The organism is Bradyrhizobium nivariense, assembly GCF_029846695.2.
Classification (GTDB): Bacteria; Pseudomonadota; Alphaproteobacteria; order Rhizobiales; family Xanthobacteraceae; genus Bradyrhizobium.
The window spans coordinates 39,699-62,700 of sequence record NZ_JARWCR020000031.1 but is presented as its reverse complement, the minus strand read 5'-3'; the positions used below and the strand labels follow the sequence as shown (position 1 = coordinate 62,700).

The 23,002-nt window shown below is 63.8% G+C and carries 26 protein-coding genes; 15 read left to right on the top strand and 11 right to left on the bottom strand.

Annotation, left to right across the window (positions count from 1 at the left end; genetic code table 11):
- The first annotated feature begins 10 nt into the window (after positions 1-10).
- The 8 genes from QCM77_RS24225 (at position 11) to QCM77_RS24190 (ending at position 6,496) form a co-directional block, all read left to right on the top strand.
- On the top strand, positions 11-1,243 hold the full coding sequence (locus QCM77_RS24225; RefSeq protein WP_279685215.1) for an acyl-CoA dehydrogenase family protein: 1,233 nt from the start codon (positions 11-13) through the stop codon (positions 1,241-1,243).
- A gap of 49 nt (positions 1,244-1,292) precedes the next feature.
- Positions 1,293-1,865, top strand: coding sequence for a flavin reductase family protein (locus QCM77_RS24220; RefSeq protein WP_279685213.1), 573 nt, complete (start codon positions 1,293-1,295; stop codon positions 1,863-1,865).
- A 39-nt stretch (positions 1,866-1,904) separates the two neighbouring features.
- Positions 1,905-2,855, top strand: coding sequence for a serine O-acetyltransferase EpsC (gene epsC, locus QCM77_RS24215; RefSeq protein WP_279685212.1), 951 nt, complete (start codon positions 1,905-1,907; stop codon positions 2,853-2,855).
- 180 nt (positions 2,856-3,035) lie between these two features.
- Entirely contained in the window at positions 3,036-4,379 is a 1,344-nt protein-coding gene (locus tag QCM77_RS24210) for an LLM class flavin-dependent oxidoreductase (protein ID WP_279685211.1), read from the top strand.
- A 154-nt stretch (positions 4,380-4,533) separates the two neighbouring features.
- Positions 4,534-5,241, top strand: coding sequence for a MetQ/NlpA family ABC transporter substrate-binding protein (locus QCM77_RS24205; RefSeq protein ID WP_279685210.1), 708 nt, complete (start codon positions 4,534-4,536; stop codon positions 5,239-5,241).
- 9 nt (positions 5,242-5,250) lie between these two features.
- The gene (locus QCM77_RS24200) at positions 5,251-5,577 is read left to right on the top strand and encodes a hypothetical protein (RefSeq protein ID WP_279685209.1); all 327 of its coding nucleotides are present in this window, start codon (positions 5,251-5,253) and stop codon (positions 5,575-5,577) included.
- 208 nt (positions 5,578-5,785) lie between these two features.
- Complete coding sequence (locus tag QCM77_RS24195) at positions 5,786-5,938, top strand: hypothetical protein (protein WP_279685208.1); 153 nt, start codon at positions 5,786-5,788, stop codon at positions 5,936-5,938.
- Positions 5,939-5,983: 45 nt separating this feature from the next.
- Positions 5,984-6,496 (top strand): Lrp/AsnC family transcriptional regulator, encoded by a 513-nt coding sequence (locus tag QCM77_RS24190; protein WP_279685207.1) that lies wholly within the window; start codon positions 5,984-5,986, stop codon positions 6,494-6,496.
- 88 nt (positions 6,497-6,584) lie between these two features.
- Here the strand turns inward: QCM77_RS24190 and QCM77_RS24185 are convergent, their stop codons facing one another.
- On the bottom strand, positions 6,585-8,216 hold the full coding sequence (locus QCM77_RS24185) for a hypothetical protein (RefSeq protein ID WP_279685206.1): 1,632 nt from the start codon (positions 8,214-8,216) through the stop codon (positions 6,585-6,587).
- 221 nt (positions 8,217-8,437) lie between these two features.
- On the bottom strand, positions 8,438-8,851 hold the full coding sequence (locus QCM77_RS24180; protein ID WP_279685205.1) for a GFA family protein: 414 nt from the start codon (positions 8,849-8,851) through the stop codon (positions 8,438-8,440).
- A gap of 124 nt (positions 8,852-8,975) precedes the next feature.
- On the opposite strand from QCM77_RS24180, the gene QCM77_RS24175 reads away from it, so the two are divergent.
- Positions 8,976-9,239: a hypothetical protein gene (locus QCM77_RS24175; RefSeq protein ID WP_279685204.1), complete on the top strand. Its 264-nt coding sequence runs from the start codon at positions 8,976-8,978 to the stop codon at positions 9,237-9,239.
- A 6-nt stretch (positions 9,240-9,245) separates the two neighbouring features.
- Here the strand turns inward: QCM77_RS24175 and QCM77_RS24170 are convergent, their stop codons facing one another.
- The 3 genes from QCM77_RS24170 to QCM77_RS24160 form a co-directional block, all read right to left on the bottom strand.
- A complete protein-coding gene (locus QCM77_RS24170; protein WP_279685203.1) occupies positions 9,246-11,081 on the bottom strand; it encodes a BamB-related PQQ repeat family beta-propellar protein in 1,836 nt (611 codons plus the stop codon).
- 102 nt (positions 11,082-11,183) lie between these two features.
- The gene (locus tag QCM77_RS24165) at positions 11,184-11,897 is read right to left on the bottom strand and encodes a class I SAM-dependent methyltransferase (protein WP_279685202.1); all 714 of its coding nucleotides are present in this window, start codon (positions 11,895-11,897) and stop codon (positions 11,184-11,186) included.
- Positions 11,898-12,155: 258 nt separating this feature from the next.
- Positions 12,156-13,853 carry a methyl-accepting chemotaxis protein gene (locus QCM77_RS24160; RefSeq protein ID WP_279685201.1) on the bottom strand — a complete coding sequence of 566 codons (1,698 nt, stop codon included), beginning with the start codon at positions 13,851-13,853 and terminating at the stop codon, positions 12,156-12,158.
- Positions 13,854-14,014: 161 nt separating this feature from the next.
- On the opposite strand from QCM77_RS24160, the gene QCM77_RS24155 reads away from it, so the two are divergent.
- Positions 14,015-14,278 (top strand): hypothetical protein, encoded by a 264-nt coding sequence (locus tag QCM77_RS24155; RefSeq protein WP_462675961.1) that lies wholly within the window; start codon positions 14,015-14,017, stop codon positions 14,276-14,278.
- A gap of 3 nt (positions 14,279-14,281) precedes the next feature.
- Here the strand turns inward: QCM77_RS24155 and QCM77_RS24150 are convergent, their stop codons facing one another.
- Complete coding sequence (locus QCM77_RS24150; protein WP_279685246.1) at positions 14,282-14,635, bottom strand: hypothetical protein; 354 nt, start codon at positions 14,633-14,635, stop codon at positions 14,282-14,284.
- Between QCM77_RS24150 and QCM77_RS24145 the strand changes: the two genes are divergently transcribed.
- On the top strand, positions 14,549-14,923 hold the full coding sequence (locus QCM77_RS24145; protein ID WP_279685200.1) for a hypothetical protein: 375 nt from the start codon (positions 14,549-14,551) through the stop codon (positions 14,921-14,923). The genes QCM77_RS24150 and QCM77_RS24145 overlap by 87 nt on opposite strands.
- 302 nt (positions 14,924-15,225) lie before the next feature.
- Positions 15,226-15,480 carry a hypothetical protein gene (locus QCM77_RS24140; protein WP_279685199.1) on the top strand — a complete coding sequence of 85 codons (255 nt, stop codon included), beginning with the start codon at positions 15,226-15,228 and terminating at the stop codon, positions 15,478-15,480.
- A gap of 42 nt (positions 15,481-15,522) precedes the next feature.
- On the opposite strand, the gene QCM77_RS24135 is transcribed toward QCM77_RS24140, so the two are convergent.
- From QCM77_RS24135 to QCM77_RS24120, 4 genes are all read right to left on the bottom strand, one after another.
- Entirely contained in the window at positions 15,523-15,765 is a 243-nt protein-coding gene (locus QCM77_RS24135) for a hypothetical protein (protein ID WP_347882390.1), read from the bottom strand.
- A gap of 267 nt (positions 15,766-16,032) precedes the next feature.
- The gene (locus QCM77_RS24130; protein ID WP_279685197.1) at positions 16,033-16,743 is read right to left on the bottom strand and encodes an outer membrane protein; all 711 of its coding nucleotides are present in this window, start codon (positions 16,741-16,743) and stop codon (positions 16,033-16,035) included.
- Positions 16,744-17,031: 288 nt separating this feature from the next.
- Entirely contained in the window at positions 17,032-17,466 is a 435-nt protein-coding gene (locus QCM77_RS24125) for a hypothetical protein (RefSeq protein WP_279685196.1), read from the bottom strand.
- A gap of 243 nt (positions 17,467-17,709) precedes the next feature.
- Positions 17,710-18,093 carry a His-rich protein BRANT gene (locus QCM77_RS24120; RefSeq protein WP_279685194.1) on the bottom strand — a complete coding sequence of 128 codons (384 nt, stop codon included), beginning with the start codon at positions 18,091-18,093 and terminating at the stop codon, positions 17,710-17,712.
- A 252-nt stretch (positions 18,094-18,345) separates the two neighbouring features.
- Here QCM77_RS24120 and QCM77_RS24115 point away from each other — a divergent pair, with 252 nt between their 5' ends.
- Positions 18,346-18,888 (top strand): tetratricopeptide repeat protein, encoded by a 543-nt coding sequence (locus tag QCM77_RS24115; protein ID WP_279685192.1) that lies wholly within the window; start codon positions 18,346-18,348, stop codon positions 18,886-18,888.
- A 108-nt stretch (positions 18,889-18,996) separates the two neighbouring features.
- Entirely contained in the window at positions 18,997-20,385 is a 1,389-nt protein-coding gene (locus tag QCM77_RS24110) for a serine hydrolase domain-containing protein (RefSeq protein ID WP_279685191.1), read from the top strand.
- Here the strand turns inward: QCM77_RS24110 and QCM77_RS24105 are convergent.
- Positions 20,372-21,937, bottom strand: coding sequence for a S10 family peptidase (locus QCM77_RS24105; RefSeq protein ID WP_279685190.1), 1,566 nt, complete (start codon positions 21,935-21,937; stop codon positions 20,372-20,374). The two genes, QCM77_RS24110 and QCM77_RS24105, sit on opposite strands and share 14 nt — an antisense overlap.
- Before the next feature lie 250 nt (positions 21,938-22,187).
- Between QCM77_RS24105 and QCM77_RS24100 the strand changes: the two genes are divergently transcribed.
- Complete coding sequence (locus tag QCM77_RS24100; RefSeq protein WP_279660874.1) at positions 22,188-22,967, top strand: NAD kinase; 780 nt, start codon at positions 22,188-22,190, stop codon at positions 22,965-22,967.
- Positions 22,968-23,002 lie beyond the last annotated feature (35 nt).

Below are 23,002 nucleotides of genomic sequence, written 5' to 3'. Positions count from 1 at the left end.
CAGGCCAATCATGAACAAGACCGTTACCGCCCCCTCCCTGACGACATCCGAGCCGCTCAAGACCGGCTCGCCGGAGTCGGAAGCCCTGCTCAACCAGATCGCCGAAGGCGCAAGCGACCGCGAGCGCGACCGCGTCCTGCCGTTCGACGTCATCGATCTTATCCGCCGGGCCCGTCTCGGCGCATTGCGGCTCCCCGTGAGTGCTGGCGGCGCCAGCAGCACAATCCGCAATCTCTTCGCTTTCGTCATTCGGCTCGGGGAGGCAGACGCCAATGTGGCGCACATCCTGCGCAACCATTTCAGCGTGGTCGAGCGCCTGGTGCGCACGCCGAAGGACGATCAGAGCCGCGCCTGGCAGAAGGCCGTCGCCGAGGGTGCCATCATCGGACTTGCGACCACCGAGCTCGAAAGCCCGCGCGTCGGCAATGTGACGCCGGGCACGACGTTTACGCCGGACGCGAACGGTGATTTCCTGCTCAACGGCACCAAATATTACAGCACCGGCACGCTGTACTCCGACTATGTCCTGGTGCGCGCGGCCGATCCATCCGGAGCTACCGGCGCGACGATCGTTCCAATCAAGCGCGAGGGCATCGAGCTGGTCGACGATTGGGACGGCGTTGGGCAGCGGCTCACGGCCACTGGCACGACGCACTTTCGCAACGTCAAGGTCAGGCGCCAGGAGGTGGTGTTCGACACGCCCGACGGCGGCTATGGCGTCCCCTATTCCAATACGTTTGCCCAGCTGTTCCTGACCGCGATCGTCGCTGGTATCGCGCGGGCGACCCTGCGCGACGCCACCGCACTGGTGCGCTCGCGCAAGCGCACCTTCTATTATGCGCCGACCGAAATTCCGACCGAGGATCCGCTTTTGCAACAGACGGTCGGCCAGATCGCCAGCGGTGCCTTTGCGGCCGAGACAGTCGTGCTCGCCGCCGCCGAAGCCTTGGACGCAGCGACCGACGCTTTCGAAGCCGGTGCGACGAACGCCGCAGAGGCGGCGCATACGGCCGCGCTGCTCTCGGCCAAAGCCAAGATCATCGCAGACGATTTCGCCATACGCGGCGGCAGTCTGCTGTTCGACGTCGGTGGGGCATCAGCAACCAAGAAGGTGACGAATTTTGACCGTCACTGGCGCAACGCGCGAACGCTCTCTTCGCACAATCCGACCACCTACAAGGCGCGCTCGATCGGCGAACACGAGATCAACGGCACGCCATTGCCCGCCAAGGGGTTCTTCTAGCGGAAGGACCCAAATCCAATCCCGACAGGCTCGACGTGAGGATAAGCAGATGGGAAACTCGGACATTCGTCTGGTCAACGGCGGCAACGAAATCGAGCACCAGTTTCGTGCCGTCATGCGTCGTCTTGCGGGTGGCGTCAGCATCATCACCGCGGGCCGCGACCAGGACATCACGGGCATGACGGTGACGTCGCTGACATCGTTAAGCGCGAGCCCGCCCCGGGTGCTGGTCAGCATCAATCGGCAAGCCTCGTCCTTTGCTCCGATCGATCGTCATCGGGTGTTTGGGGTCAATATCCTCGGATCCGACCAGCAGGAACTGGCAAGCCGGTTCAGCAACGGCAGGCTCAAAGGTGCGGAGCGCTTCGATGGCATATCCTGGACGACGGGAACATCGGGCGTTCCTCTGCTCGGCCATTCGCTGGCGACGGTCGAATGCCAGGTGGAGGAGATCATTGAGCGATATTCACATGCGATTATCGTCGGTAGCATCTTGAGCTTCGAGCTGTCACCCCAGGCGTCTGGGCTGGTCTATTGGAACGGACAATACATCGAGATCAACCACGACGTTGACCTCAATCTGCTCGCCGACATCAGTATTCCCCTGGCCCATGTCAGGTGACATTATCATCCGACATCACCCCGATGGGACTGAGGCGGCATGAAGCACGAAATCCCTCGCGAACCACCCGATAACGAAGCAGGCAACCCCGATAACCCGGCACAGAAGCGGTGGCAGCTCGAGCGAGTCGTCGCCGCGCTCCGTGTCTCCCGGGAGGAGACCCACAGCATCCGCCGGGATGGCGAGGCCCGACGAGCGCCCTCACGCGAGGCGCTTCAAATCATCCTCGACGGCCTAACCGAAGCGCTGTTCCCGCGCCATTATGGCCAGTTCGACCTCGACGGGGAGAACATTGACTATTTCGTCGGCAACCGTCTCAGCATTGCGCTTGACAGCCTGTGCGACCAGATTCACCGCGCCGCACTTTTCATCGGCGACGAGCTCACCGCCGGATTCCAGCGCGACGATGCGATCCACCTGACGCGCAAATTTGCGTCACAGCTCGCCGACGTGCGCGGGCTGATCATCAGCGATCTCCGCGCCGCGTTCGTCGGAGATCCTGCGGCCAGGAACTTCCCAGAGATACTGATCGGCTATCCCGGGATGACCGCGATCATCCACCACCGCCTCGCTCACATCCTCCATAAGCTCGGCGCAAGGCTGATTGCGCGGTTGGTGGCGGAGATCGCTCACACGAGGACCGGCATCGACATTCATCCGGGCGCCAGCATTGGCTCAGGCTTCTTCATCGACCACGGTACGGGCGTTGTCATCGGCGAGACTGCCATCATCGGCGACAATGTACGCATCTATCAGGCCGTGACGCTCGGCGCGCGACATTTTCCGACCGACGACGAAGGCAGCCTGATCAAGGGCGACGCGCGGCACCCGATCGTGGAGGACGATGTCGTGATCTATGCCGGCGCGACCATCCTGGGCCGCATCACGATCGGCCGGGGCTCGACCATCGGCGGCAATGTCTGGGTGACCAGGGACGTGCCGCCGAGCAGCGTGGTGACTCAAGCAACGGCGGGAACACGATCGGCCTAGATACGGAGCAACTGCTAACGCGCGCTCGCAACGCCATCTCCATTCCGCTGTTTTCCGTTAGATTCATGCTCGCATCGCGTATAACAACGCAAATCCATTTCATCGACATTTCTCTCTCAGGCGCCATAGAGTTCGGTTCAATCACGTCGCATCAACGGCCTGCATCCGGACTCCCAAACTATGAGCAACCAACGGCAGCTTGTTCTCAATCTCTTCATCTATCCCGGCGGCCATCACGAAGCCGCCTGGCGCCACAAGGGATCGGCTGCGGACCGCATTCTCGACATCACCTTCTATCAGGAGCTGGCACAGCGGGCCGAGGCGAGCAAGTTCGACGCCATCTTCTTTGCCGACGGCCCGGCACTGGCCGACAACGTCCGCTATGCCCAGCGCTTTCGCTTCGAGCCGATCACTTGGCTCGCCGCAATCGCGGCCGTCACCAGTCGCATCGGGCTGATCGCAACGGCGTCCACGACTTATACAGAGCCATACAATCTGGCGCGGCTGTTTGCCTCGCTCGATCATCTCAGCCGCGGTCGCGCCGGCTGGAATATCGTCACCACCAGCGCACCGCAGGCCGCGCAGAATTTCGGCCTGCCCGAGCATCCGCCGCACCATGAGCGCTACGAGCGCGCTCGCGAATATCTCGATGTGATCTCGCGGCTCTGGGACAGTTGGGAGGATGAGGCACTCGTCAACGACCCCGCCTCCGGTATCTTCGCCGATACCAGCAAGATCCATACACTCGATCACGTCGGCAAGCATTTCCGCGTTCGCGGCCCGCTGAACATCTCACGCGTACCACAGGGGCGGCCGGTATACGTGCAGGCCGGCGCCTCCGACGATGGCCGCGCCTTTGCCGCCCGGTATGCAGAGGCGATCTTCACCGCGCATCAGACGCTGGACTCGGCGCAGGCGTTTTATGCCGACATCAAGCGCCAGGCCCGCGCCTTCGAGCGTGGTCCCGACGAGATCAAGATCCTGCCCGGCATAAGCCCCTTCATTGGCAGCACGCAAGCAGAAGCCGACCGCCTGGAAGAGGAATTCAACGCGCTGATCCAGCCTGAATATTCGCTGACCCAGCTGCGCCAGATGATCGGCGTCGATCTCACCGGCTACGATCTCGACGGCCCCGTTCCCCGCCACCTCATCGACACCGCAAGCGCACGAGGCGTTGCCAGCCGCTTCAAGCTGGTGGTCGACATCGTCGACCGTGAGAAGCCGACCATCAGGCAGCTGGTCCAGCGACTTGCCGGCGCGCGCGGCCACTGGGTCATTGCCGGCACACCCGAGAAGATCGCGGACAATATCCAGACCTGGTTCGAGGGTGGCGCCGCCGACGGCTTCAACGTGATGCCACCCTGGCTGCCCGGCGGCATCGATGCATTCACCGAGCACGTCGTGCCGATCCTGCGCAAGCGCGGCCTGTTCCGCGAGGACTACACCGGCACGACGCTCCGCGATCACTATGGCCTCGCCCGACCGGCGAGCGTCTATTCCAACGCGGTCAAGGCGATCGCCTGAAGCCGCATCCACAATCGCATCGCACCTCAAGCTCAGCAAGTGAAAATGAAAGCAGCGTGGTTTTTCCTCTCCGGCCTTTTGGCTCTTTCTTTCGGTCGCCGCCGGGAATGCTCAGGCACAGCAACCCGCGAAGCCGGAGCTCCGCGTCGGCTTCGTGCCGGGGCCGTACATCGATGAATTCAAGATTGGCGTCGAGCCAGAGCTGAAGAAGAAGGGCTACAAGGTCCGCTATGTCGAGTTCTCGACCGGCCTTGAAGCCAACAACGCGGTGTTCAAGTCCGAGATCGACGCCAATGTGATGCAGCACACGATCTTTCTCGATTCCTACAACGAGCGGCAGAGCACCGATCTCGTCGGCATCGTCCACGTCCCAACCCCTCCGATGGGTCTCTATTCGAAGAAGCATCCGCTGGGCACACCGATCAAGCCGGGCTCGAGCGTCGCCGTGCCGAACGATCCGGTCAATTTGCAACGCGCGCTTTGGGTGCTCCGTGACCTCGGCCTGATCGATATCCGCGACAGTAAGCCGATCGATGTCACCGAGCTCGATGTCGTCAAGAACCCCGGCGGCATCAAGATCGTGCCGCTCGAGGCCGCACAGGCACCGCGGGCACTCGACGACGTCGACTTCGCCGCCGTCCAAGGCAATTTCGCGATCTTCAGCGGGCTGAAGCTGACCAACGCCTTCGCGCTGGAGAAGATGACGACGCCCTACATCAACGTGCTTGCCGTGAAGAAGGCCAACGCCAGCGCCGAATGGGCCCAGGATATCGTCGCCGGCTACAAATCGCCCGCATTCAAGACCGCGATCCAGTCCGATCGATTCTATGACGGGTTCACTCTGCCTGACTACATGAAGTGAGCTGAGCGCATGTTCGAATTCACGCTCGAATGGGCCAGCCGCCGTTCCGTCGTCGAACGCGCGATCGATGCGCGCGCGGTGACGGATCGGCTCCACATCCGGGAAGCTTTCATCTTCCCCCTGGTGCTGCTGGTCACCTTTCTGATCGCGCTGGGCATCATGACAGGCGCACATTTGCATGGCCGAGCTGATGGGGCCTTGCCGTATCTCGTGTCCGGCGGCATGGGTATGCCCATGCTCTATCCAGCGTCAGCGTCCTGCCGCAGGCCATCCGACCTCGGTTCCGCACCGCGGCTCCGGCAGGCCGACGTGCTTTCGCTGCTGGCGGTCGACTAGCAACGCGATGCCTTTTGCTTTTGGCCCAGCAACGGACATCGAAATCATCCACCGCCGCCAAGTGCCGTGGAAGTTTACACTCGCGCTCGCGGCGACGCCAGCACGTTTCAACCAAACTGACCCCGACGAGCGTGTAGCAATGTTCAACGCCATCCCTGCCGTGATAGCTTTTCGGTGTTCTCGCCCTACACCGCTGTCCGGAGTGAACATGAGCTACGTCATCTCACTACAGTCAGGCTTCGCTCGTTTGATCGGACAGGCACGCGGATGGTCGCAGCGCTCCTTGCGGCCACCGGCGGGCGGCCCGGACGACAGGCAAGACGATCTCTACGAGATATTCCTGTTCGGGCCGCACGGCTGACGCCAAACAACGCGTCCAACTTTCAATCACATCGAGGTTTCTGACATGACCGACGCTGCCCTGCAGCTCGCCGAGACCGGCCGTCGTCTCGACGCCATCGACCGGAAAATCCTGGCGGTTCTCCAGGAGGACGCTTCGCTCTCGGTTGCGGAAATCGGGGACCGCGTCGGCTTGTCGTCGACGCCGTGCTGGAAGCGCATTCAGAGACTGGAGGCCGACGGCGTGATCCTGAGGCGCGTTGCCTTGGTCGATCAGAACAAGATCGGGCTGGGTCTTTCGGTGTTCGTCTCCGTGGAGAGCGCTGACCATTCGGATGCTTGGCTGAAGCGCTTCGCCGAGGCCGTCAGCGCCATGCCCGAGGTGATGGAATTCTATCGGATGGCCGGCGATGTCGACTACATGCTTCGCGTGGTCATTCCGGATATGCTGAGCTACGACGTGTTCTACAAGAAGCTGATCCACGCCGTGCCGCTCAAGAACGTCACCTCGCGCTTTGCGATGGAAAAGATCAAATCAATTACGGCGCTGCCGATCCCGCCGTTGGCGGCCGCAGACTAAAGTCTCAGTGCGTGAAGCGCAAGAAATGGCCCGACCGCATCGAGCACGGCGTTGGGCTGCCCCACCGGGAGATCATGATCTTCGAAATCTAAGCCGAGCCAAGCGCGCCCGCGGAACGCGCCTTGGATCGCCCGCTCGTCTCATTAGACGACCCTTTCGCCAAAGCGACCTTTCGCATTTCAACTGCCTTCGCCAGGCGCGGATCCTTTTTTGCAGCTTCATAAGCCGGCAACACCGCTTCCATCCACATCAGCATGCCTTCGGCCTTGAACACCACGCGGTCCGCGGCGCTGTAAACGCTCTGGGTGATGGCAGCGACCTCGCGCGACATCTTGTCTGCGCCGCTCACGCGATGATCCAGGAGCGCGGATGCATATGCACCTTCACCGAAATTCTCAAAGAAACTTGTGACCGACCGACGCTCGTCATGGGGGCCAATCCGGTTGGGCAGCCCAACGACAGTGAGCAGATCCGGCCATCCCGGTTTGCGTCCTGCCAGGGCATCAAGCGCGTGATTGAGGGAGGACGGAGTAATCGCCTTATCCAGATGGGCCGGTACGCCATTATCGTTACGTTGTTTAGCGGCGAGAGCGCGCACCAGATACTTGTTGCGATCCTGCGGAAACGCCCAGGTCGAGACTGCGCCCAACTGTTGTCTCGAGTAACGCGCCACTCTTTCGAGGATCTCGATCGCGATAGGCGGAACGCTCAACTTGATTTCGCGCTTGTTTTTGACCTCGTCCGGTTTCCAGGTATAGACGCGCCAACCGACACGTTCCGGCGCGGGATCAGGAATCCAGCGATCGGAGCCCAACGCGAGCATATTCACCAGAGCGGAGCTCCGTTGAGGGATCATCCATGAAACCTGCAGAGCACCCAGAACTGCATCGTTGTTATTGCCTCCCAACGGCCTGACGGCCTCCAGCAGAGCAATGAGCATCCCGATCTGCGCCGGGGTGAGATAGCGCCCCGAGCGATCCTCCATTTCGTACTCGTGGGATAACGCCTCCCACCAGGTCGCAGTCGGCTCAAGACCAGTGAAGCGCCGCTTTTGCTGGAGTCCCCAGCGTAGAACCCGCTTGGCCAGATCAGCATATTTTGCTGCAGCCGAGGGACCTGAACCGCTGGCCTCAATCAGGTCGCGAACCTCTTCAAGATCCTCAAGGCGAAGCTCCTTTACGAAACGCTTCTTGAGTTCAGCGTTTTCCGGCCGATCTCGCAACCGCGTCTCAAGTTCGGTGATTGACGAAGGTGCAAGGCGCAACTTGGCTGCTTCACTGCGACCACTGTCTTTCACGCTTTTCGTTCGTTGTGCGTATTGAGTGATCAGTGTCTCGAAAGTCCACAGTTCACCCTTCAGGGCTTCGGCGCGGTCAACGGCGATAGCGACGGACTTTTCGTCGCCACCCATCAACCTGGTTTCGATTACGGCGTCCGGATCGCGCCCGTTCTTGATCGCGAATATTGCCTCGGTAGCGATCTTCTTCACTTGGGCGAAAGTGAAGTCTCCCATCGCTCCAAGCCGCCGTTTTACGACCGTGGACTTTTGGCCTCGGACACGCGTGCGGGCCTGCACATAGTAAGCGACCTCCCCGCCCCTGACGCGGAGGCTGAGGCCTCTGGGATTATCAATGGCGAACTGGCATTCGGCGTCCGCATCGCGCTTGGCGCCGGCCTCGCTTAGCAAATCCTTCGTCAGCGCGTATCGCTTGTTTGCCATTTCAGGCCTTTTGGGGATACATGGGGATACAAACATATGGAGACCCAAGCCCCATTCTACAAGCGGTCGATTTCTAATGCCGATCTAACCTATTATACTGTCAACAAATTTTGTGCTTTATGCCCCTTCGGGCGATATCCTGTTTACAGACAAGCGGTTTTGTAAACCGAAGGTCGGGGGTTCAATCCCCTCAGCCGGCACCAGCTTTTGACGCCCAACGCTCATTTCGAATGCTTCGGCACGCTGCTTTGCTGGAAGTGCTCAGCGCCTGATATCTCCACCCAGGCATGTTTCGACTGCTCGAAAACCGACTTGATCGGGACTGGGAAATTCGGTGCCGCGATCGCACCGACGGCAACACCGATCATCGCAGGCAGATTGTCCGCCTTCCAATAGACCGTCGAACCGCAGCCGGAGCAAAAATAGCTGCGGACCTTGCCGCCGCTTGCGCTTGGCCGGACGTACTCCTTCGGCGCGCCCGAGATCGTGACGGCCCCAACCGGATAAAAGGCACCGACGCCGAACGGCGCGCCGGTTCGGCGCTGGCAATCGACACAATGACAGGCGACTACCAGGCTGGATGGTCCCGGAAGCGAAAGCCTGACGGTCCCACAACTGCATTTGGCATCGATCATCGAGCACACTCCGCTTCCTCACGTTTCGAACGCTCGGTGTTTTGTTCCACCAGAATTTGCAGGGGCCTATGCACAATCCTTATCGGCCCGCTCCGTATCTCGAAGCGCAGAGGCCGGAGCGTGCATGCCTATTTTGACTGACGAAGAAGACCTCGCCATTCAAGCCAAACTCAATTTCATCCTGGGCGCCAAGCCATATGACGCACCTCCAGGGCTTTCGTTGCGCGGAATTGTCCGGCGGCGTCGTGATCGCCTGCGCCAGGAGCGAGTAGATGGCAGGCGTGATAAGCGCCGAATACAGCACGCAGATCGCGACCGCGGTCGAGAGCGTAGTCAGGCAACCTGCGGCGATGCCCTGGTCCTGCACTGCCGCAAGTCGCGCCGATGACGGCCCTCACTTCTCCTCCACCTCGAACGCCAGCAGTACGTTGCCGGCAATGCCGCTCCACTGGCCGTAGCCGGAATTGGTGTAGAGCATCCCGCGGGCGATGACCGGCCCCGGGCCGTCGATTGCGCCGCCATAAGCGGGGACGCCGTTGACAGCTTTGAAATCCTGCGCGGTGTCGAACTCCCACAAGAGCTTGCCGTCGGCGGTGGCGTAGGCGCGCAGGAAGCCGCTGACGCCGCCGGAGAACAGGACGCCCGGGATCAGGCTCACCGCCGCCGACAGCGCGGGACTGCATTGCGGGCGGTCACCGCAGGCGACCGGCGGCACTTCCATTGCAATCTTTCCACTGACGAGGTCGAGCCCGAACAGACCGCCGCCCTGGGTGGAATCGAGCCGCCGCGTGCCGTCGCGCGTAAAGCGCACGTCGGAGTTCGCGACATAGATGCGGTCCTGGTCGGCGGCCGAGCCCCACTCGCTGCCGCCGAGCGCGCCGCCCTTCCCGATCCGCGTCTGCCACAGGATCTTGCCGCCGTCATCGGGATCGAGCGCGTGCACGACGCCGGATTTCTGCGCAATGACCAGCACGCGCCTGTCGTCGCGCAGGGTCACGAGAATTGGCGACTGACCGAAATCGTGATCGGGTCCGTGATCCTCGGGACAATTGGTCTTGTCCGCGCTGTAGCACGCCACAACATAGGCGTCCTTCGGCGTCGCCTGCTGCTTCCAGAGCAGCTTTCCTGTCGCAAGATCGAAGGCGAGGATCGCGTCGCTGGTTGCGGACGGCGGATTTGAGTAGGAATTGCTGGTCGCGACATAGATCGCGCTGCGCTTCGGATCGATCGTCGGAGCCGACCAGACGGCGGCGCCGGACGGGCCGAATAGCTGCGTGCCCCTCGCATTCTTGCCGGTCGGATGCGGCACTTCGGGAATCGTATAGGCCTGCCAGACCGTCTTGCCGGTCGCGGCGTCCAGCGCCGCCACGCTGCCGCGGAAGGTGCAGCATTCGTACGAGGCCTGCGAGCCGGCGGCTTCCTCGAGCGAGGACACCGGCACGTAGAGCACGCCGGAATGCAGCGTCGGCGCGCCGGTGATGCGCGCAGCCGCATGCTCCTCGACCTTGGTTTTCCAGATCACCGTGCCGGTCAGCGCGTTCACGGCATAGGCGTTGGCGCGCAAATCGCCGAAGAAGATCGCGAACTGATCGGAGCCCGGAAGCTGTGCAAAGCTGATCGCGGCGCGCACGGCGGCATCGGCCGCGAATGTCCACAGCGTGCAGCCGCTTCGCGCGTCAAGCGCGTGAACCTTGCGGTCGGTGCCGCCGATGAACAGCAGGCCGCCCACGATGGTTGGCGGCGCAAAGGACACCGAGGCGCCGGGAAAGGCATAAGCCCATTTCAGCCGCAGGTGCGGCACCTGCTCCGCGGTCAGACCGGCCATATCGGCCGGCTGGAAGCGACTGTTGTTGACGTCAACGCCCCATCCGTTCCAGCGCGGACCGTCCAGCGTTTGCGGGAAGCCGCCGGCCTGCTGCGTGCAGCGTCCCTCCGCGTCGACCGCACTGGCACTGGTCGCGGACTTGCCGGTGACGAAGGCGGCAATTGCACGGCGCTCTCCGTCGCTGCGGTCCTTCGCCATCGCTGACATGCTGCCGAAGGTCAAAGTCTCCAGCACATGATCGAACGACATCGCCTGCATGGCACTGCGGCCCGGCACGCGGTTTTGGACATCGCCGTCGTGACACTGTGCGCACTGTGTTGCATAGAGCGCAGCGCCGTCCTGCTGCGCCAGTGCCGGCGCGGAGCACCAGATCAACAGAGCGGCTACGACAAAACTCGTCCTCATGGCGTGCTCCGGTATCGTCACCGCAACGCGAGATCGCTTCACACAACCACAAGTATATCGCGACGGCCATCACTTAGGCAACGGACGTTCCGCTCGCGCCTGTCACACATCCGTGGCAATGCGGGCCCCATCCCACAATTGATCGAGCCGCCACAGCCCGAGACTCTTGTCGCGCCAGCCGCCACCGCCCTCCTCGCAACGCTCGTTGATCAGCGCGCGCGGCGCCGGCCAGTCGAACGGCGCCTTCTCCATGTTCAGCGCCCGCCAGTCGCCGTCCTCGCAATCGCGATTGCCTTCCCATTCGGGAAACGTCGTGACCAGCAGGAAGCGCGCGCCGCTCATCCGAAAGCGGGCGACGGCGCGAACGATGTTGTCGAAGCTCAAATGAACCGTGCAATCCCGGCACAGAATGACATCCGCGCACGGCAGCGCATCGCGCGTGATATCGGCAACGAGAAACCGGCCGGACGACTCGCCGCCCGCCACACGGCGGCGATTGGCTTCGATCAGCGACGGCACGATGTCGATGCCGGTGTAGTCGAGATCGAGCTTCAAGCGGGCGATCCAGCCCGCGTCGCCGCAGGGCGCATCGAGCAGCGAGCGCGCGCCGAGCCGTTGCAGCAGCAGAGGAAGCGCCTCGCGGATCGCGGCAGTCGCGGGGTCCTCCGAGCCGAGCCCCGATACCGAGGTGGCGGCGCCCCACAGGTTGGTCTGCTCGATCCGCACGAACCGCGCGGCAAGGTCGAGGCCCGCGAGATTGTCGCGGTCGGCGACGAACCGCTCATGGGCGAGCACGGGTGGACGATTGGAGGTCATAGGACGGGATGTGAATTCCGGCGCAGCCGCAGTATACAGGCAAAGCGAGCGGTCCGAAATGGTCCGTAAGCGAACCTGCTTACGTCATCCGTCGCGTCTGGGCCCAATGCGCTCCACCACAGGCAAAGAGAAGGCCAGGATCGCCGCCGGCGCGGCGACTGCCATCATCATGACGGGCGTGCTGCTCGTCATCGCGCTTGCGTTTCTGCTGCTGCAATAAGCGCGATCAGCGCGACGGACGAAAGCCGCCGCGCCGACTTACGCGGCGCGCACCGTCCGCAAGAACTTTCCGACTTCGTCCTTCAGCCGGTTGCTGTCGGTCGCCAGCATCTTGGCGGTCGAGAGCACCTGCGAGGAGGCAGAGCCGGTCTCGGCCGCGCCGCGTTGCACGTCGGTGATGTTGGTGGAGACCCGCTGGGTGCCGTGGGCGGCCTGCTGCACGTTGCGCGAGATCTCCTGGGTCGCGGCGCCCTGCTCCTCGACGGCCGCGGCGATGGTCGAGGACACCTCCGAGAGCCGCTCGATCGTCGCGGAGATGTCGCGGATCGCGTTGACGGATTCCTGCGTCGCGGTCTGGATGCCGGAAATCTGCTGGCTGATCTCGCCGGTCGCTTTCGCGGTCTGCTCGGCCAGCGTCTTCACCTCGGCGGCGACGACCGCGAAGCCGCGGCCGGCCTCGCCGGCACGGGCCGCCTCGATCGTGGCGTTGAGCGCCAGGAGGTTGGTCTGGCCGGCGATGGTGTTGATCAGCTCGACGACGTCGCCGATGCGCGTCGCCGCAACCGAGAGCTCACTGACGCGCTCGGTCGTGGTGCGGGCCTGGGTGACGGCCTCGCCGGCCATCCGCGCGGATTCCTGCACCTGCCGGCTGATCTCGTTGACCGAGGAGGATAGCTCCTCCGTGGCCGTCGCAACCGACTGCACGTTGCCGGTGGCTTCACCCGAGGCGACCGCGACGACCGAGGTCAGCTCCTGCGCGCGCTGCGCAGTGGTGGCCAGCGTCGAGGACGACGCCTCGAGCTCGGTGGACGCCGAGCCCACCGTCTCGATGATCTCGCCGACCGCCCGTTCGAAGCCGTCGGCAAGGTTGACCATATCGCGCTTGCGCTGCTCGGCGGCCCGCTTCTCAACTTCGACCTGCGAAGCCTTGAGGCGCTCGACCTCGATCCCGTTGGTCTTGAAGATTTCGACCGTCCTGGCCATGTCGCCGATCTCGTCGCGCCGGTCCTTCTCGGGCACCTCGGTCTTGAGATCGTTGCGGGCAAGGCCCTCCATGGCGAGCTTGAGGCGGGCAATCGGGCGCGACATCGCGTAGAGGCCGATGAACAGCGCGATCGCGATGCCGACGATCAGGCCGCCAGCGCTGACCCCGATCACGGTCCAGGTCGCGGATCGGGCGTCGCGGTTGATGGCATCCTTGCGCTTGGTGACCGCCTGTGCGGTCTCGCCTACGAACTGGGCAATGCGCGCGAGAGCCGCATCCATCACCGGGTCGCACTCCTTGTGCGCGCGTTCGGCTGCCTTGGCATTCTCTTCGGGGCTGCTTGCGAGCGAACCGGCCTTCAGCACCGGATCGCAGCCGGCAAACACGGCTTTCAACTGGTCGCCGATGCTCTTGATCTGGCTCGCGCGGGCCGGATCGTCCTGCTCCGCCGCCTCCAAATATTGACGGATCTCGTCGCGGTTCTGGGTCGCGGTCTTGAGGCGGTTGGCGTTGCCCGCCTCCGTCGCCTCGGTGAAGACCGCATAGAGCGCGGCATGATAGGTCTCGGCGCGGCGCTGGGCCCGCGTCAGGTTGAGCGCCGACGACTGCGCGGCGGAGAGCTCGGCGAAGCCGTCCACGGTCGCCGAGAGTTCGCGCGTACCGAACGCGGCGACGGCAACCATCGCACAGCCCATCACGGCCACGATCAGCGCGACCTTCCACACGATTTTCAGGTTGTTCAAAACGCTCATCGCAGCCGTCCCAATTTTCTGCCGACGCATAATCCCAGCGTCGGGCATTGGAACCCGTGGACGTTAAAATTTGATGCCAAATGTCCCGAATGGCCTTACGGAAAAATAACCCTTCGGAGTCTCGACGTAAGCTTCGGCCCGACCGGGGGCGCGATCCGGACATGGCCGGCGCGGAACCGGTCGCCGGCGTCGGCCGTTGTCGGCTCATGCGGATCAGGGAAGAAAACCGAAACATGTTTCTGCTGGCGACGGTGACGCTGTGCTGTGGCGCCGTGGCCGGCACAGTTGCGCTGCTCGAACTGACACTGGGGCCGGCTCCGGCAAAGCAGATGGCCGAACGGGCGGCGATCGACGTGACTGCTCCGACACCGGTTCGGGTGGTCGGGGCGCCGTTTGAGCCCAACGTCAATCCGCGGGCGCGATAGCGCTCACCTCGGCGAGACCTCCGTGCCCTCCTCGGGCCGGCCTTGGGCGCGCGCCAGTGCTTCCGCGAACGCGATCACCTCCGCCCGTTTGTCGGGCGACAGCGACAGGAAGGCGCGGACGAGCCTCAAGCCCTCTGCTTCGTCCGAATGGTCCGCTTTGGCATCCATCCCCCACTGTCGGGCGGGCGGGAAAAATATGCAATCCCCTACCGGACACCTCCTTGATTCGATCGGCCAGCTTTGCTGGAATAGCCCCAACAAAGGTGCGCCATGAAGTGGATCCTTGAACGCGACGCGCTGATCGCCCAGACAATGGCTTTCGTCCAATCGGTAACCGGCAAAAAGGATGATCTCCATCCGCCGGAGATCCCGATGGCGGCACCTGCCGCGTCGGTGGAGATCGTCTCCGGCAAGACCGTCGACGAGTTCGAGCCGCTCCAGCCGGCTCCGCCGCCGCGGTCCTCACCTCTCCCGCCGCCGCGGGCGAGCTACGATTTCCGCACCGAGATGCAGGCCCGCATCGCCAATTTCCGCAAGCACCAGGAGCGGTTCGAGCGCGAGCGCGAGGAATATTGCGCGGCCACCCTGACCAAACTGCGCGCCGCCATCCGCGACCCCTCCTCCCGTCCACCGGCTGAAAAGTAAAGCCGGGCCTCCCGTCGCGGGCTACAGCCAGGACCACACCAGCCAGAGATTGGCCGCGCACGCGCCCAACAGGGCCAGCGTCAGGGGCAGCAGCATGTGCCCGCAAGAGGTTTTCAGGTCGGTCCTCATGGCCGAAAACATCCGCTGATTCCGCCAAACGAGTCCCGGGGATTCTTTTTTTCGGGATTCAGGACTCGTTAAGGACTCAGGCTCGGCGACCCAGATCACGGCCGCGTGATCGGTCGCTCACCGGGAACCCCGCCCCCGCAAAGTCGTTAACGCGGTTTCCGGGAGCGCGAAGAATGCCCTACGCCCTGTTCTGCAACGACGCCCAGATCAGCAAGGCCTATCCTGACGAGTCCGACGTCTGGAGGCTCGCGCAGCGGAGTGGCCTTGTCGTGGACGTATCCGCGGACGACGACCGCCCCGGGCCACGCCGGGTGCTCGACAACGATTACGAGATCAAGCCTTGCCGGGCGGCACAAGGCGAGGACCCCGCCAGGAACAAGGCCGAGGCCGATCGTCAATCCAGGATGGAGCTCGAGCTGAATGCTTAGGATCCGGCTGGAAGCCGGGGAAAGTCAGCGCCGGGGAAAGTCTCAGGGCGTCGCGGTCGCCAGCGAGGCCTGCTCGCCGGCCAGGGCCACGCAGGCCTTCCGGCGATGCAGCCCCCGGATCGCGCCGGTGACCTTCAGCACCTTGCCGGAGGGGCAAGAGGCGTCCTTGACGAAGGCCACCTCATAAGGTGCCAGCATCAGAGGCTCGGATTTGAGGATTGTTTGGGCAGAGCACGGCAGACACACAACGAACGAGAGTACCACTGCCGACACCAAGATACGCATGTCCGTCGTCCCACCTGCCCGTAATTCTCATATAACGCGTTCCGGAGCGCGAGTTCCGTAAGCGGCAAAAATTATTTTTGCTTTACCCGAGCTCCATGACGCGCGTGAGAAGGCGCCCACCGAAACGTTTGCCTGCAAACGACGCGCCAGATGGTTCACGCAATGCAAACAGGAGGCTGGCAAACAAAGGAGGCCGGCAAACCAAAGGCCGGCTGGACCCGGCCTTTGTCAGATCTTGGGGTCAGATCTCGGCTTGTCGCCGACGACTCATTGGCGCGCGGCTGACGGACCGCCCCAGCCGAAGCGGTAATTCACGCCGACCTTGACGGTATGCTCGTCTTCCCGTCCGCGGACGCCGACGATGTCGGCCGGGCCGGAGGTGAAGGTCGTGCTGCCAAAGTTGTAGTACTGGTACTCGGCCTTGGCCGACCAATTCGGCGCGAACATGTATTCGAGGCCGCCGCCGACGGTGTAGCCGTCCTTGCTGTTGCCGGTGGCGGCGAAGGCCTGCGGCACGCCGGCGATGTTGACGCCGAGACCGCCATTGCGCCAGGCATAACCGCCCTTGGCGTAGAGCAGGGCCGGTCCCCAGGTGTAGCCGATGCGGCCGGTCACCGAGCCGAGTTGGTCGGTGTTGGAGGTTACCTGCGTGCCCAGCGGGAACGTGGCACCGTTATTGTTGGTCGGCAGCCAGGAATATTGGGCTTCAACACCAACCACCCAATTCGGCGCGAACTGGTAGTCGAAGCCGCCCTGCACGCCGCCCAGGAAGCGCGCGTCGCTCGACTGGAAGCTGCTGTCGCCGGCGAAGGCGCCGCCGACATGGCCGCCGATGTAGAAACCGGTCCAGTTGTAGATCACCTGCGGCGGCGTATAGGCCGGTGCCTTGGTATAGGTGCGCGGCTGCATGTCAGCGGCGGCGGCCGGTGCGGCCAGCGCCAGCAAAGCCGCTGCTGCGCCCAGCAAAATCGTCTTCATGATCATCCCCGTTCTTTCAAATTCGACACTCAGGAAACAACGTGGCGTGAATTAGGTTGCTTCGCGGCGATGCCGGAACGTTGATCGTTCGTAACTGTGACGGGGCGGCAACAACGCGATTTTGTTCCGTCACGCCTGCTTGCACCGACTGTTCTTGTCGTCTGCGCAAAGGCCGGCCGTAACGATTTGTCGCAAGGCGAAACCACCCCGTTCAAAGCTCGCCGAAATGTGATCCGGCAGCTCCGGCGGCCTCTGTCCTACCACCAGGCGATGAAGGCGGGCTTTGCGCTACCGCGTCATCTTTTCCAGTTCCGGAAAGGGTACGTAAACCGCGCCCGCGCACAGCTCGCTGGCGCGATCGACGACGCGGTCCGCCCGGCCGTTGACGAAAATGACGGCGCGTTCGCGCATGGGCTTGTAGGTGCCGTCGGTCTCGCGTGGGGTGAAGTGCAGGCAGCTGACATAGAACTGCCGGCCGCCGACCTCGCGCTGCACCGGCTCGGCCATGCTGGCGTCGCGCACGCCGACGGGGTTGTTCAGATAGCTGCGCATCAAGGCCAGCGTATCGCTGCGGAAATTGTCGGGAAACGGCTGCGGCCCACCGGCCTGGGTCCCCTCCATCAGGGTTGGACGGTCACCGTCGCTGCCAAAACATGCCGCGAGCGCCAACGGCAATGCCAGGATCAATGCCAGCCGCACCGCTTGTTTCGCCAATCGCCCCACAGCTCGCGCTCTCCGCTCAATCAGACCAGGAGACGTTCTAGCCCCGAGGTTGCGCGAAGGGAATTCGGTCCTGCTCGCGCGCCTTGCCGACAACAAGCCTTGCGGACAACAAGCCTTGCGGACAACGCACCGGCCCGCCGCCGACGCCTGCGCTTTCGCGCAGACGCCGGGACGACGGGCCGGGTCTGAATTCCGCACGCGGCAGCGGGGCAATGCCAGGATGCCGCCGCGCGGGATCAGTCGTTAGCTGCGCTTGTCCATGGTCGCCGGCTTGGTCACGTCCGGTTGCGTCTTCAGCGACTTCTTGGCTGACAGATGCTTGTGGTGATGGCGATGCGTGCGCACGGTCTTGTGCTCGTCCGGCGTGACCGCGGCGTTGGCGTTCATCGCCTTCGACTTGGTACCCACCTTGGCGCCCGCCTTGGCATCGGAAGTCTTGCCATCGGAAGTCTTGGCATCGGCCTTGAGGCCGGCGTCGGGTTTCGCGGCGGTGGTCGACACCTTGGTTTGGTTCTGGTCCGCCTTGATCACCGGCGTGGTCGTAGTGGTCTTGCCGGCCTCGGCGGCGAAAGCCGGGGCTGCGATCACGGAAGCTGCGAGCAAGGCTGCGGAAATGGTCTTCAACATGGTTGGTCTCCTCTTGGAAGGATCTTGAGGCGGGCGCCCTCTCGCCAACCCTTCGATCGTAGGTGGGAGCCTAGGGGGCGCGCACTGAACCCAATCTGAAGCCCGCAGCAGGCTTCCGTTCATCTGGATGACAAGTTTGTCATCTGCGGCAGGGCGAATAGACCGGGGCAGCCGGGAATGTTTTTGTCCGTTGGGTGTTCCGGTCTTTGGGCAATCGTGTACGATCGCCACGTTCCATACGGGAGAACTTAGATGCGCAGACTCTCAATGCTTCTGGTACCGGGACTTGTCTCGATGGCACTGGCGGCCGGGCCGGTTCTGACCAGCGCCTATGCCGCCGGCAGCGACGAGCCCTCGTCACCGCCGAAGTCGGACACTTCGACCAAAAAGGGCAAGAAGAAGAGCTCCTCCATCAGCGATCCCAAATTCCTCGCCGCCTATCGCACCGCCTACACCACGATCTACGACAACCACGACTACACCGGCGCGATCGGCCAGCTGAAGTCGCTTGAGCGCGACGACGTCGCCGACGTCGCCAATTTGATCGGCTACTCCTATCGCAAGCTCGGCGACTACCAGTCGTCGAAGGTCTATTACGAGCTGGCGCTGAAGGACGATCCGAACCACGTCCGCACCTGGCAGTATTACGGCCTCTGGCAGCTCGAGCAGGGCAACCGCGAACAGGCGCAATATCATCTGAACAAGATCGCCTCGCTCGCCGGCACCGACAGCTCCGAGTATCGCTCGCTTGCCACAGCGCTCGACAAGCCCACCGGCGCGACCCTCGTCTACTAAAGCCATCGCATCTTCGAACGAAGCGAACGGGTACAACCGCGGGGTTGTGCCCGTTCTGCGTTCTCGGCTAGCCTCGCGCACCAATCTCCCCTCGCAAGTTGGTGCGCAATGGACAATTGGCTGCGATCCGCCATCGACTACATCGGCTCCTGGATCGAATTCCAGCAAACGACAATCCAACAGCCCGGCGTCATCGTCGCATTCGCCCATCGCGGCGAAATCGTTGCCGAGCACGCATTCGGCATCGCCAATCTCGATACCGGCGAGAAGCTCACGTCGCGCCACCGCTGCCGCATTGCCTCGCACTCGAAGAGCTTTACTTCGGCCGGCATCATGAAGCTGCGCGAGCAGCGCAAGCTCCGGCTCGACGATCCCATCGGCCAATATGTCGGCGGCCTGCATCCCCGCGTCGCCGAGACGACGATCGCGCAGGTGCTGTCGCACAGCGCGGGGCTGACGCGCGACGGCGCCGATTCCGGCCAGTTCATCGACAGCCGTCCCTATCTCAACGCCAGGGAGCTGCTCGCGGAATTGAAGCTGCCGACCGCGATCGAGCCGGGCACGCGCTTCAAATATTCCAATCACGGCTTTGGGCTGATCGGCCTCGTCATCGAAGCCGTGACGAAGGAGCCCTACCCGGTCTGGATCAAGCACGAGATCGTCGAGCCTGCCGGCCTGCGCGAGACCGAGCCGGACGCGCCACTTCCCAAGAGCGCGGCGTTCGCGCGCGGTCACACCCGAAAAGTGCCGCTGGGCGAGCGCTGCGTGATCCCCGGCGACAATCCCGCGCGCGCGATGGCGTCCGCCGCCGGCTTCGTCGCGACCGCCGCCGATACGGCACGCTTCTTCGCGCAGCTCGCGCCCAATGCGAAAAAGAGCGTGCTATCGGTCGCGAGCCGCCGCGAGATGACGCGAAACCATTGGCGCGTCCCGCAAAGCTTCGAAGGCTATTGCGGCCTCGGCGTCAACGCCGGCAACACCGACGGCTGGGATTGGTTCGGCCATGGCGGCGGCTTTCAAGGTTACATCTCGCGGACCTGCTCCATCCCCGCTTGCGAGCTCGCGATCAGCATCCTCAGCAACTCCATCGACGGCGCGGCGCCGTTCTGGATGGACGGCGCGATGCAGATCTTGCGCGTGTTCAAGACTCGAGGTGCACCCGACCGCCGCGTGCGCGACTGGACCGGCCGCTGGTGGACGATCTGGGGCGCGACCGATCTCGTCCCCGCGGGCAACCGCGTGCTCATCGCCAATCCGCAGTTCAACAACCCTTTCATGGACGCCGCCGAGATCGAGGTGACCGGCCGCGACACCGGCAAGCTCGCCTGGGCTGCCGGCTACGCCAGCCACGGCGAGCCGGTCCGCCGCAACCGCGACAAGCGCGGGAGGATCAGTGACATCTGGATTGCGGGAGCCAACATAAAGCCGGAGCGCGTCGTGGCCCGCGAGATCGCGCGGAGATACAAGCCCCGCAAGCGCCCGCCTACTCCCGAATGAGAGCCTCGACCTCGCCCCGCAGGGCCTGCCGCGAGCCGTCGCGCGAATAGAACATGTGGCCGCCGGGATAGACGACGAACTTGAGCCGGGACGTCACGAAGGCGGGCAACTGGTCGAGCACCCGTTTCGATCCGAAATAGGGCGTGGCGAGATCGAACAGGCCGTGCGCGACCAGCACGTTCAGCTTCGCATCCGTGGCGAGGATCTGGCGCAGCTCTGACACCGACTGCGGCGGGTTGATGCCGCGGCCGAAATCCCAATGGCCTTCGACGGCGCCGTTCAGGACCTCGTAGGAACCGTCCGGCCGCCAATTGAGCTTGCGCGTGAGGACATCGACCGCGGCGCTCGTCAGCGGCGCCTGCAGCGCATCGCCCGAGGGGTCACCGAACCGCGAGCTGCTCGAATCCGGATAGGGATCGAAGCCGCGCACCGAGGCGTCGTAGCGTCCCGTCACCTTGCCGTTCTTGCGGTCGAATTCGCGGCGGAATTCGCCGACGTCGAACCGGCCGGCAAGCCGGCGGCTCACCGCCTGGTCGATACCGGTGAGCTCGGCGACCTTGTCGGCAAGGCGGTTGCTGGCCTCCTTGTCCGCCTCGCCCTTGACGAGGTCAGCCAGGAATTCTCCGCGCGCGTAAGCCTCAATGTCGGCGAGATCGGCGCGCTTGACGGGTCCTTTGGCTTCACGCGCCACCGCGACATAGCTCGGCAGCGTCGCGACATATTGCAGGAGGCTCGTGCCAGTGAACTCGCGGAAGTCCAGCAGCGGCGACACCAGGATCAATCCCCTGACACCGACGCCATGCTGGAGCTGCAACTGGCGCACCACCTTCGGGCCGCGAATGCCGCCATAGCTTTCGCCCGCGACATATTTCGGCGAGGTCAGCCGGTCGTGCTTCTCGAGCCAGCGGCGGATCACGAGCGCGATCGAGTTGACGTCGCCGTCGACGGAGTAGAACGACTTGCGCGCATCCTCGCCGTTCGCAACGAAGCGGCTGTAGCCGGTGCTGACGGGATCGATGAAGACGAGATCGGTGAAGTCGAGCCAGGTCTCCGCGTTCGGCTTCACCTCGGGGGACGCCGACGGCGACAGGGCTTCGCCATCGAGCGGCAGCCGCCACGGACCCGCCGCGCCGAACTGGAGCCATGCCGAGGACGCGCCGGGCCCGCCGTTGAACAGGAACGTCACGGGTCGCGTGGCGCGGTCGGCGCCGTCGAGCTCATAAGATGTATAGGCGATGTCGGCCAGCGGCTCGCCCTTGCCGTCGAACACGCGGATCGAACCGGCGGTCGCAGCGAAGTTGAGGGTACGGCCGGGCAGATCGAGCGTCTGCTTCGTGGTGGAATCCACCGGGAGACGGTGCGGTTCGGCGGCCGACGGCGAGGCCTGCGACGCGCTTTGTGCGCCGCCGCGTCCGCCCTTCTGTCCGGCTGGCGCCGCCGCCTCGGAGCGCGGCTGCGGCGGATCGTCCGCGCGCGCAAATCCTGCGAGCGCGAAAGCCGACACCGCCAGCACCAGGATCGCGCGGCGGAGCGCCGGCATATTCGTGGCCATGATCGTTCTCCCTCCCCGGCTGCGAGAACCGGTGCGGACCGCAAGGCTAGCGCGGAATTGCGACGGTTTGGGGGATTATGGACCCGATGTCGCCCAAGGAGGCCGATCGGGCTCGAAACGACCCGTTTTCGTCCTGGATCCGGCAGCCGTCCGTTTGCCTTGAAGGGCGGTCATCCTCGACAATGCAGGCCCAGGTCGTATAGACGAGCGCGGCGGAACTTTCTCCAGCCAGCGGCCCTGCCCGGAAGCCATGACCAAGCCAGCGCGATACGACCGGATCGCCTTCGTCGCCAGCCCGAGCAGCGAGGCGCAGGCCGCCTTCGGCCAGCTCACCAGGGACTATGGCAATTGCGACCCGAAGGAAGCCGACGTCGTCGTCGCGCTTGGCGGCGACGGGCTTATGCTCCAGACGCTGCACCAGCACATGCACTCGGGAAAGCCGATCTACGGCATGCACCGCGGCACGGTCGGCTTCCTGATGAATGAGTATTCGACGCACGACCTGCGCGCGCGGCTCGAGGCGGCCCACGAATCCGAGATCAATCCCCTTTTGATGCGCGCGACCGACGTCAACGACCGCGTTCACCTGCACCACGCCATCAACGAGGTCTACCTGTTCCGACAGACCTACCAGGCCGCGCGGCTGCGGATCCTGATCGACGAGCGCGAGCGCATGCCCGAGCTGATCGCCGACGGGATCATTGTAGCGACGCCGGCAGGCTCGACTGCCTACAATCTATCGGCGCAGGGCCCAATCCTGCCAATCAACGCGGCGCTCCTGGCACTGACACCGATCAGCGCCTTCCGGCCGCGGCGCTGGCGCGGCGCCCTGCTGCCCAACACCGCCTATGTCGTGATCGAGGTGCTGGAGGACGACAAGCGCCCGGTCGCGGCCGTCGCCGACCATGAGGAAGTACGCAGGGTCCGGCGCGTCGAGGTCTTGTCCGACAAGAGCATCTCGATGCGGATGCTGTTCGACCCCGGCCACAGCCTGGAAGAGCGCATCCTGCGCGAGCAGTTCGGCAACTGAGCCCCCGACCTCCGCCTTGAGGCCCCGGTCGCAAC

Bases quoted from the DNA above. Each gene is read 5' to 3' on its own strand.
- QCM77_RS24105 (WP_279685190.1), bottom strand. From the start codon at position 21,937: ATGGCCACGAATATGCCGGCGCTCCGCCGCGCGATCCTGGTGCTGGCG.
- QCM77_RS24210 (WP_279685211.1), top strand. From the start codon at position 3,036: ATGAGCAACCAACGGCAGCTTGTTCTCAATCTCTTCATCTATCCCGGC.
- QCM77_RS24150 (WP_279685246.1), bottom strand. From the start codon at position 14,635: ATGGAGATCATCCTTTTTGCCGGTTACCGATTGGACGAAAGCCATTGT.
- QCM77_RS24180 (WP_279685205.1), bottom strand. From the start codon at position 8,851: ATGATCGATGCCAAATGCAGTTGTGGGACCGTCAGGCTTTCGCTTCCG.
- QCM77_RS24160 (WP_279685201.1), bottom strand. From the start codon at position 13,853: ATGAGCGTTTTGAACAACCTGAAAATCGTGTGGAAGGTCGCGCTGATC.
- QCM77_RS24140 (WP_279685199.1), top strand. From the start codon at position 15,226: ATGCCCTACGCCCTGTTCTGCAACGACGCCCAGATCAGCAAGGCCTAT.
- QCM77_RS24110 (WP_279685191.1), top strand. From the start codon at position 18,997: ATGGACAATTGGCTGCGATCCGCCATCGACTACATCGGCTCCTGGATC.
- QCM77_RS24220 (WP_279685213.1), top strand. From the start codon at position 1,293: ATGGGAAACTCGGACATTCGTCTGGTCAACGGCGGCAACGAAATCGAG.
- QCM77_RS24185 (WP_279685206.1), bottom strand. From the start codon at position 8,216: ATGGCAAACAAGCGATACGCGCTGACGAAGGATTTGCTAAGCGAGGCC.
- QCM77_RS24175 (WP_279685204.1), top strand. From the start codon at position 8,976: ATGCCTATTTTGACTGACGAAGAAGACCTCGCCATTCAAGCCAAACTC.
- QCM77_RS24195 (WP_279685208.1), top strand. From the start codon at position 5,786: ATGAGCTACGTCATCTCACTACAGTCAGGCTTCGCTCGTTTGATCGGA.
- epsC (WP_279685212.1), top strand. From the start codon at position 1,905: ATGAAGCACGAAATCCCTCGCGAACCACCCGATAACGAAGCAGGCAAC.
- QCM77_RS24165 (WP_279685202.1), bottom strand. From the start codon at position 11,897: ATGACCTCCAATCGTCCACCCGTGCTCGCCCATGAGCGGTTCGTCGCC.
- QCM77_RS24130 (WP_279685197.1), bottom strand. From the start codon at position 16,743: ATGAAGACGATTTTGCTGGGCGCAGCAGCGGCTTTGCTGGCGCTGGCC.
- QCM77_RS24120 (WP_279685194.1), bottom strand. From the start codon at position 18,093: ATGTTGAAGACCATTTCCGCAGCCTTGCTCGCAGCTTCCGTGATCGCA.
- QCM77_RS24145 (WP_279685200.1), top strand. From the start codon at position 14,549: ATGAAGTGGATCCTTGAACGCGACGCGCTGATCGCCCAGACAATGGCT.
- QCM77_RS24115 (WP_279685192.1), top strand. From the start codon at position 18,346: ATGCGCAGACTCTCAATGCTTCTGGTACCGGGACTTGTCTCGATGGCA.
- QCM77_RS24155 (WP_462675961.1), top strand. From the start codon at position 14,015: ATGGCCGGCGCGGAACCGGTCGCCGGCGTCGGCCGTTGTCGGCTCATG.
- QCM77_RS24100 (WP_279660874.1), top strand. From the start codon at position 22,188: ATGACCAAGCCAGCGCGATACGACCGGATCGCCTTCGTCGCCAGCCCG.
- QCM77_RS24225 (WP_279685215.1), top strand. From the start codon at position 11: ATGAACAAGACCGTTACCGCCCCCTCCCTGACGACATCCGAGCCGCTC.
- QCM77_RS24170 (WP_279685203.1), bottom strand. From the start codon at position 11,081: ATGAGGACGAGTTTTGTCGTAGCCGCTCTGTTGATCTGGTGCTCCGCG.
- QCM77_RS24135 (WP_347882390.1), bottom strand. From the start codon at position 15,765: ATGCGTATCTTGGTGTCGGCAGTGGTACTCTCGTTCGTTGTGTGTCTG.
- QCM77_RS24190 (WP_279685207.1), top strand. From the start codon at position 5,984: ATGACCGACGCTGCCCTGCAGCTCGCCGAGACCGGCCGTCGTCTCGAC.
- QCM77_RS24200 (WP_279685209.1), top strand. From the start codon at position 5,251: ATGTTCGAATTCACGCTCGAATGGGCCAGCCGCCGTTCCGTCGTCGAA.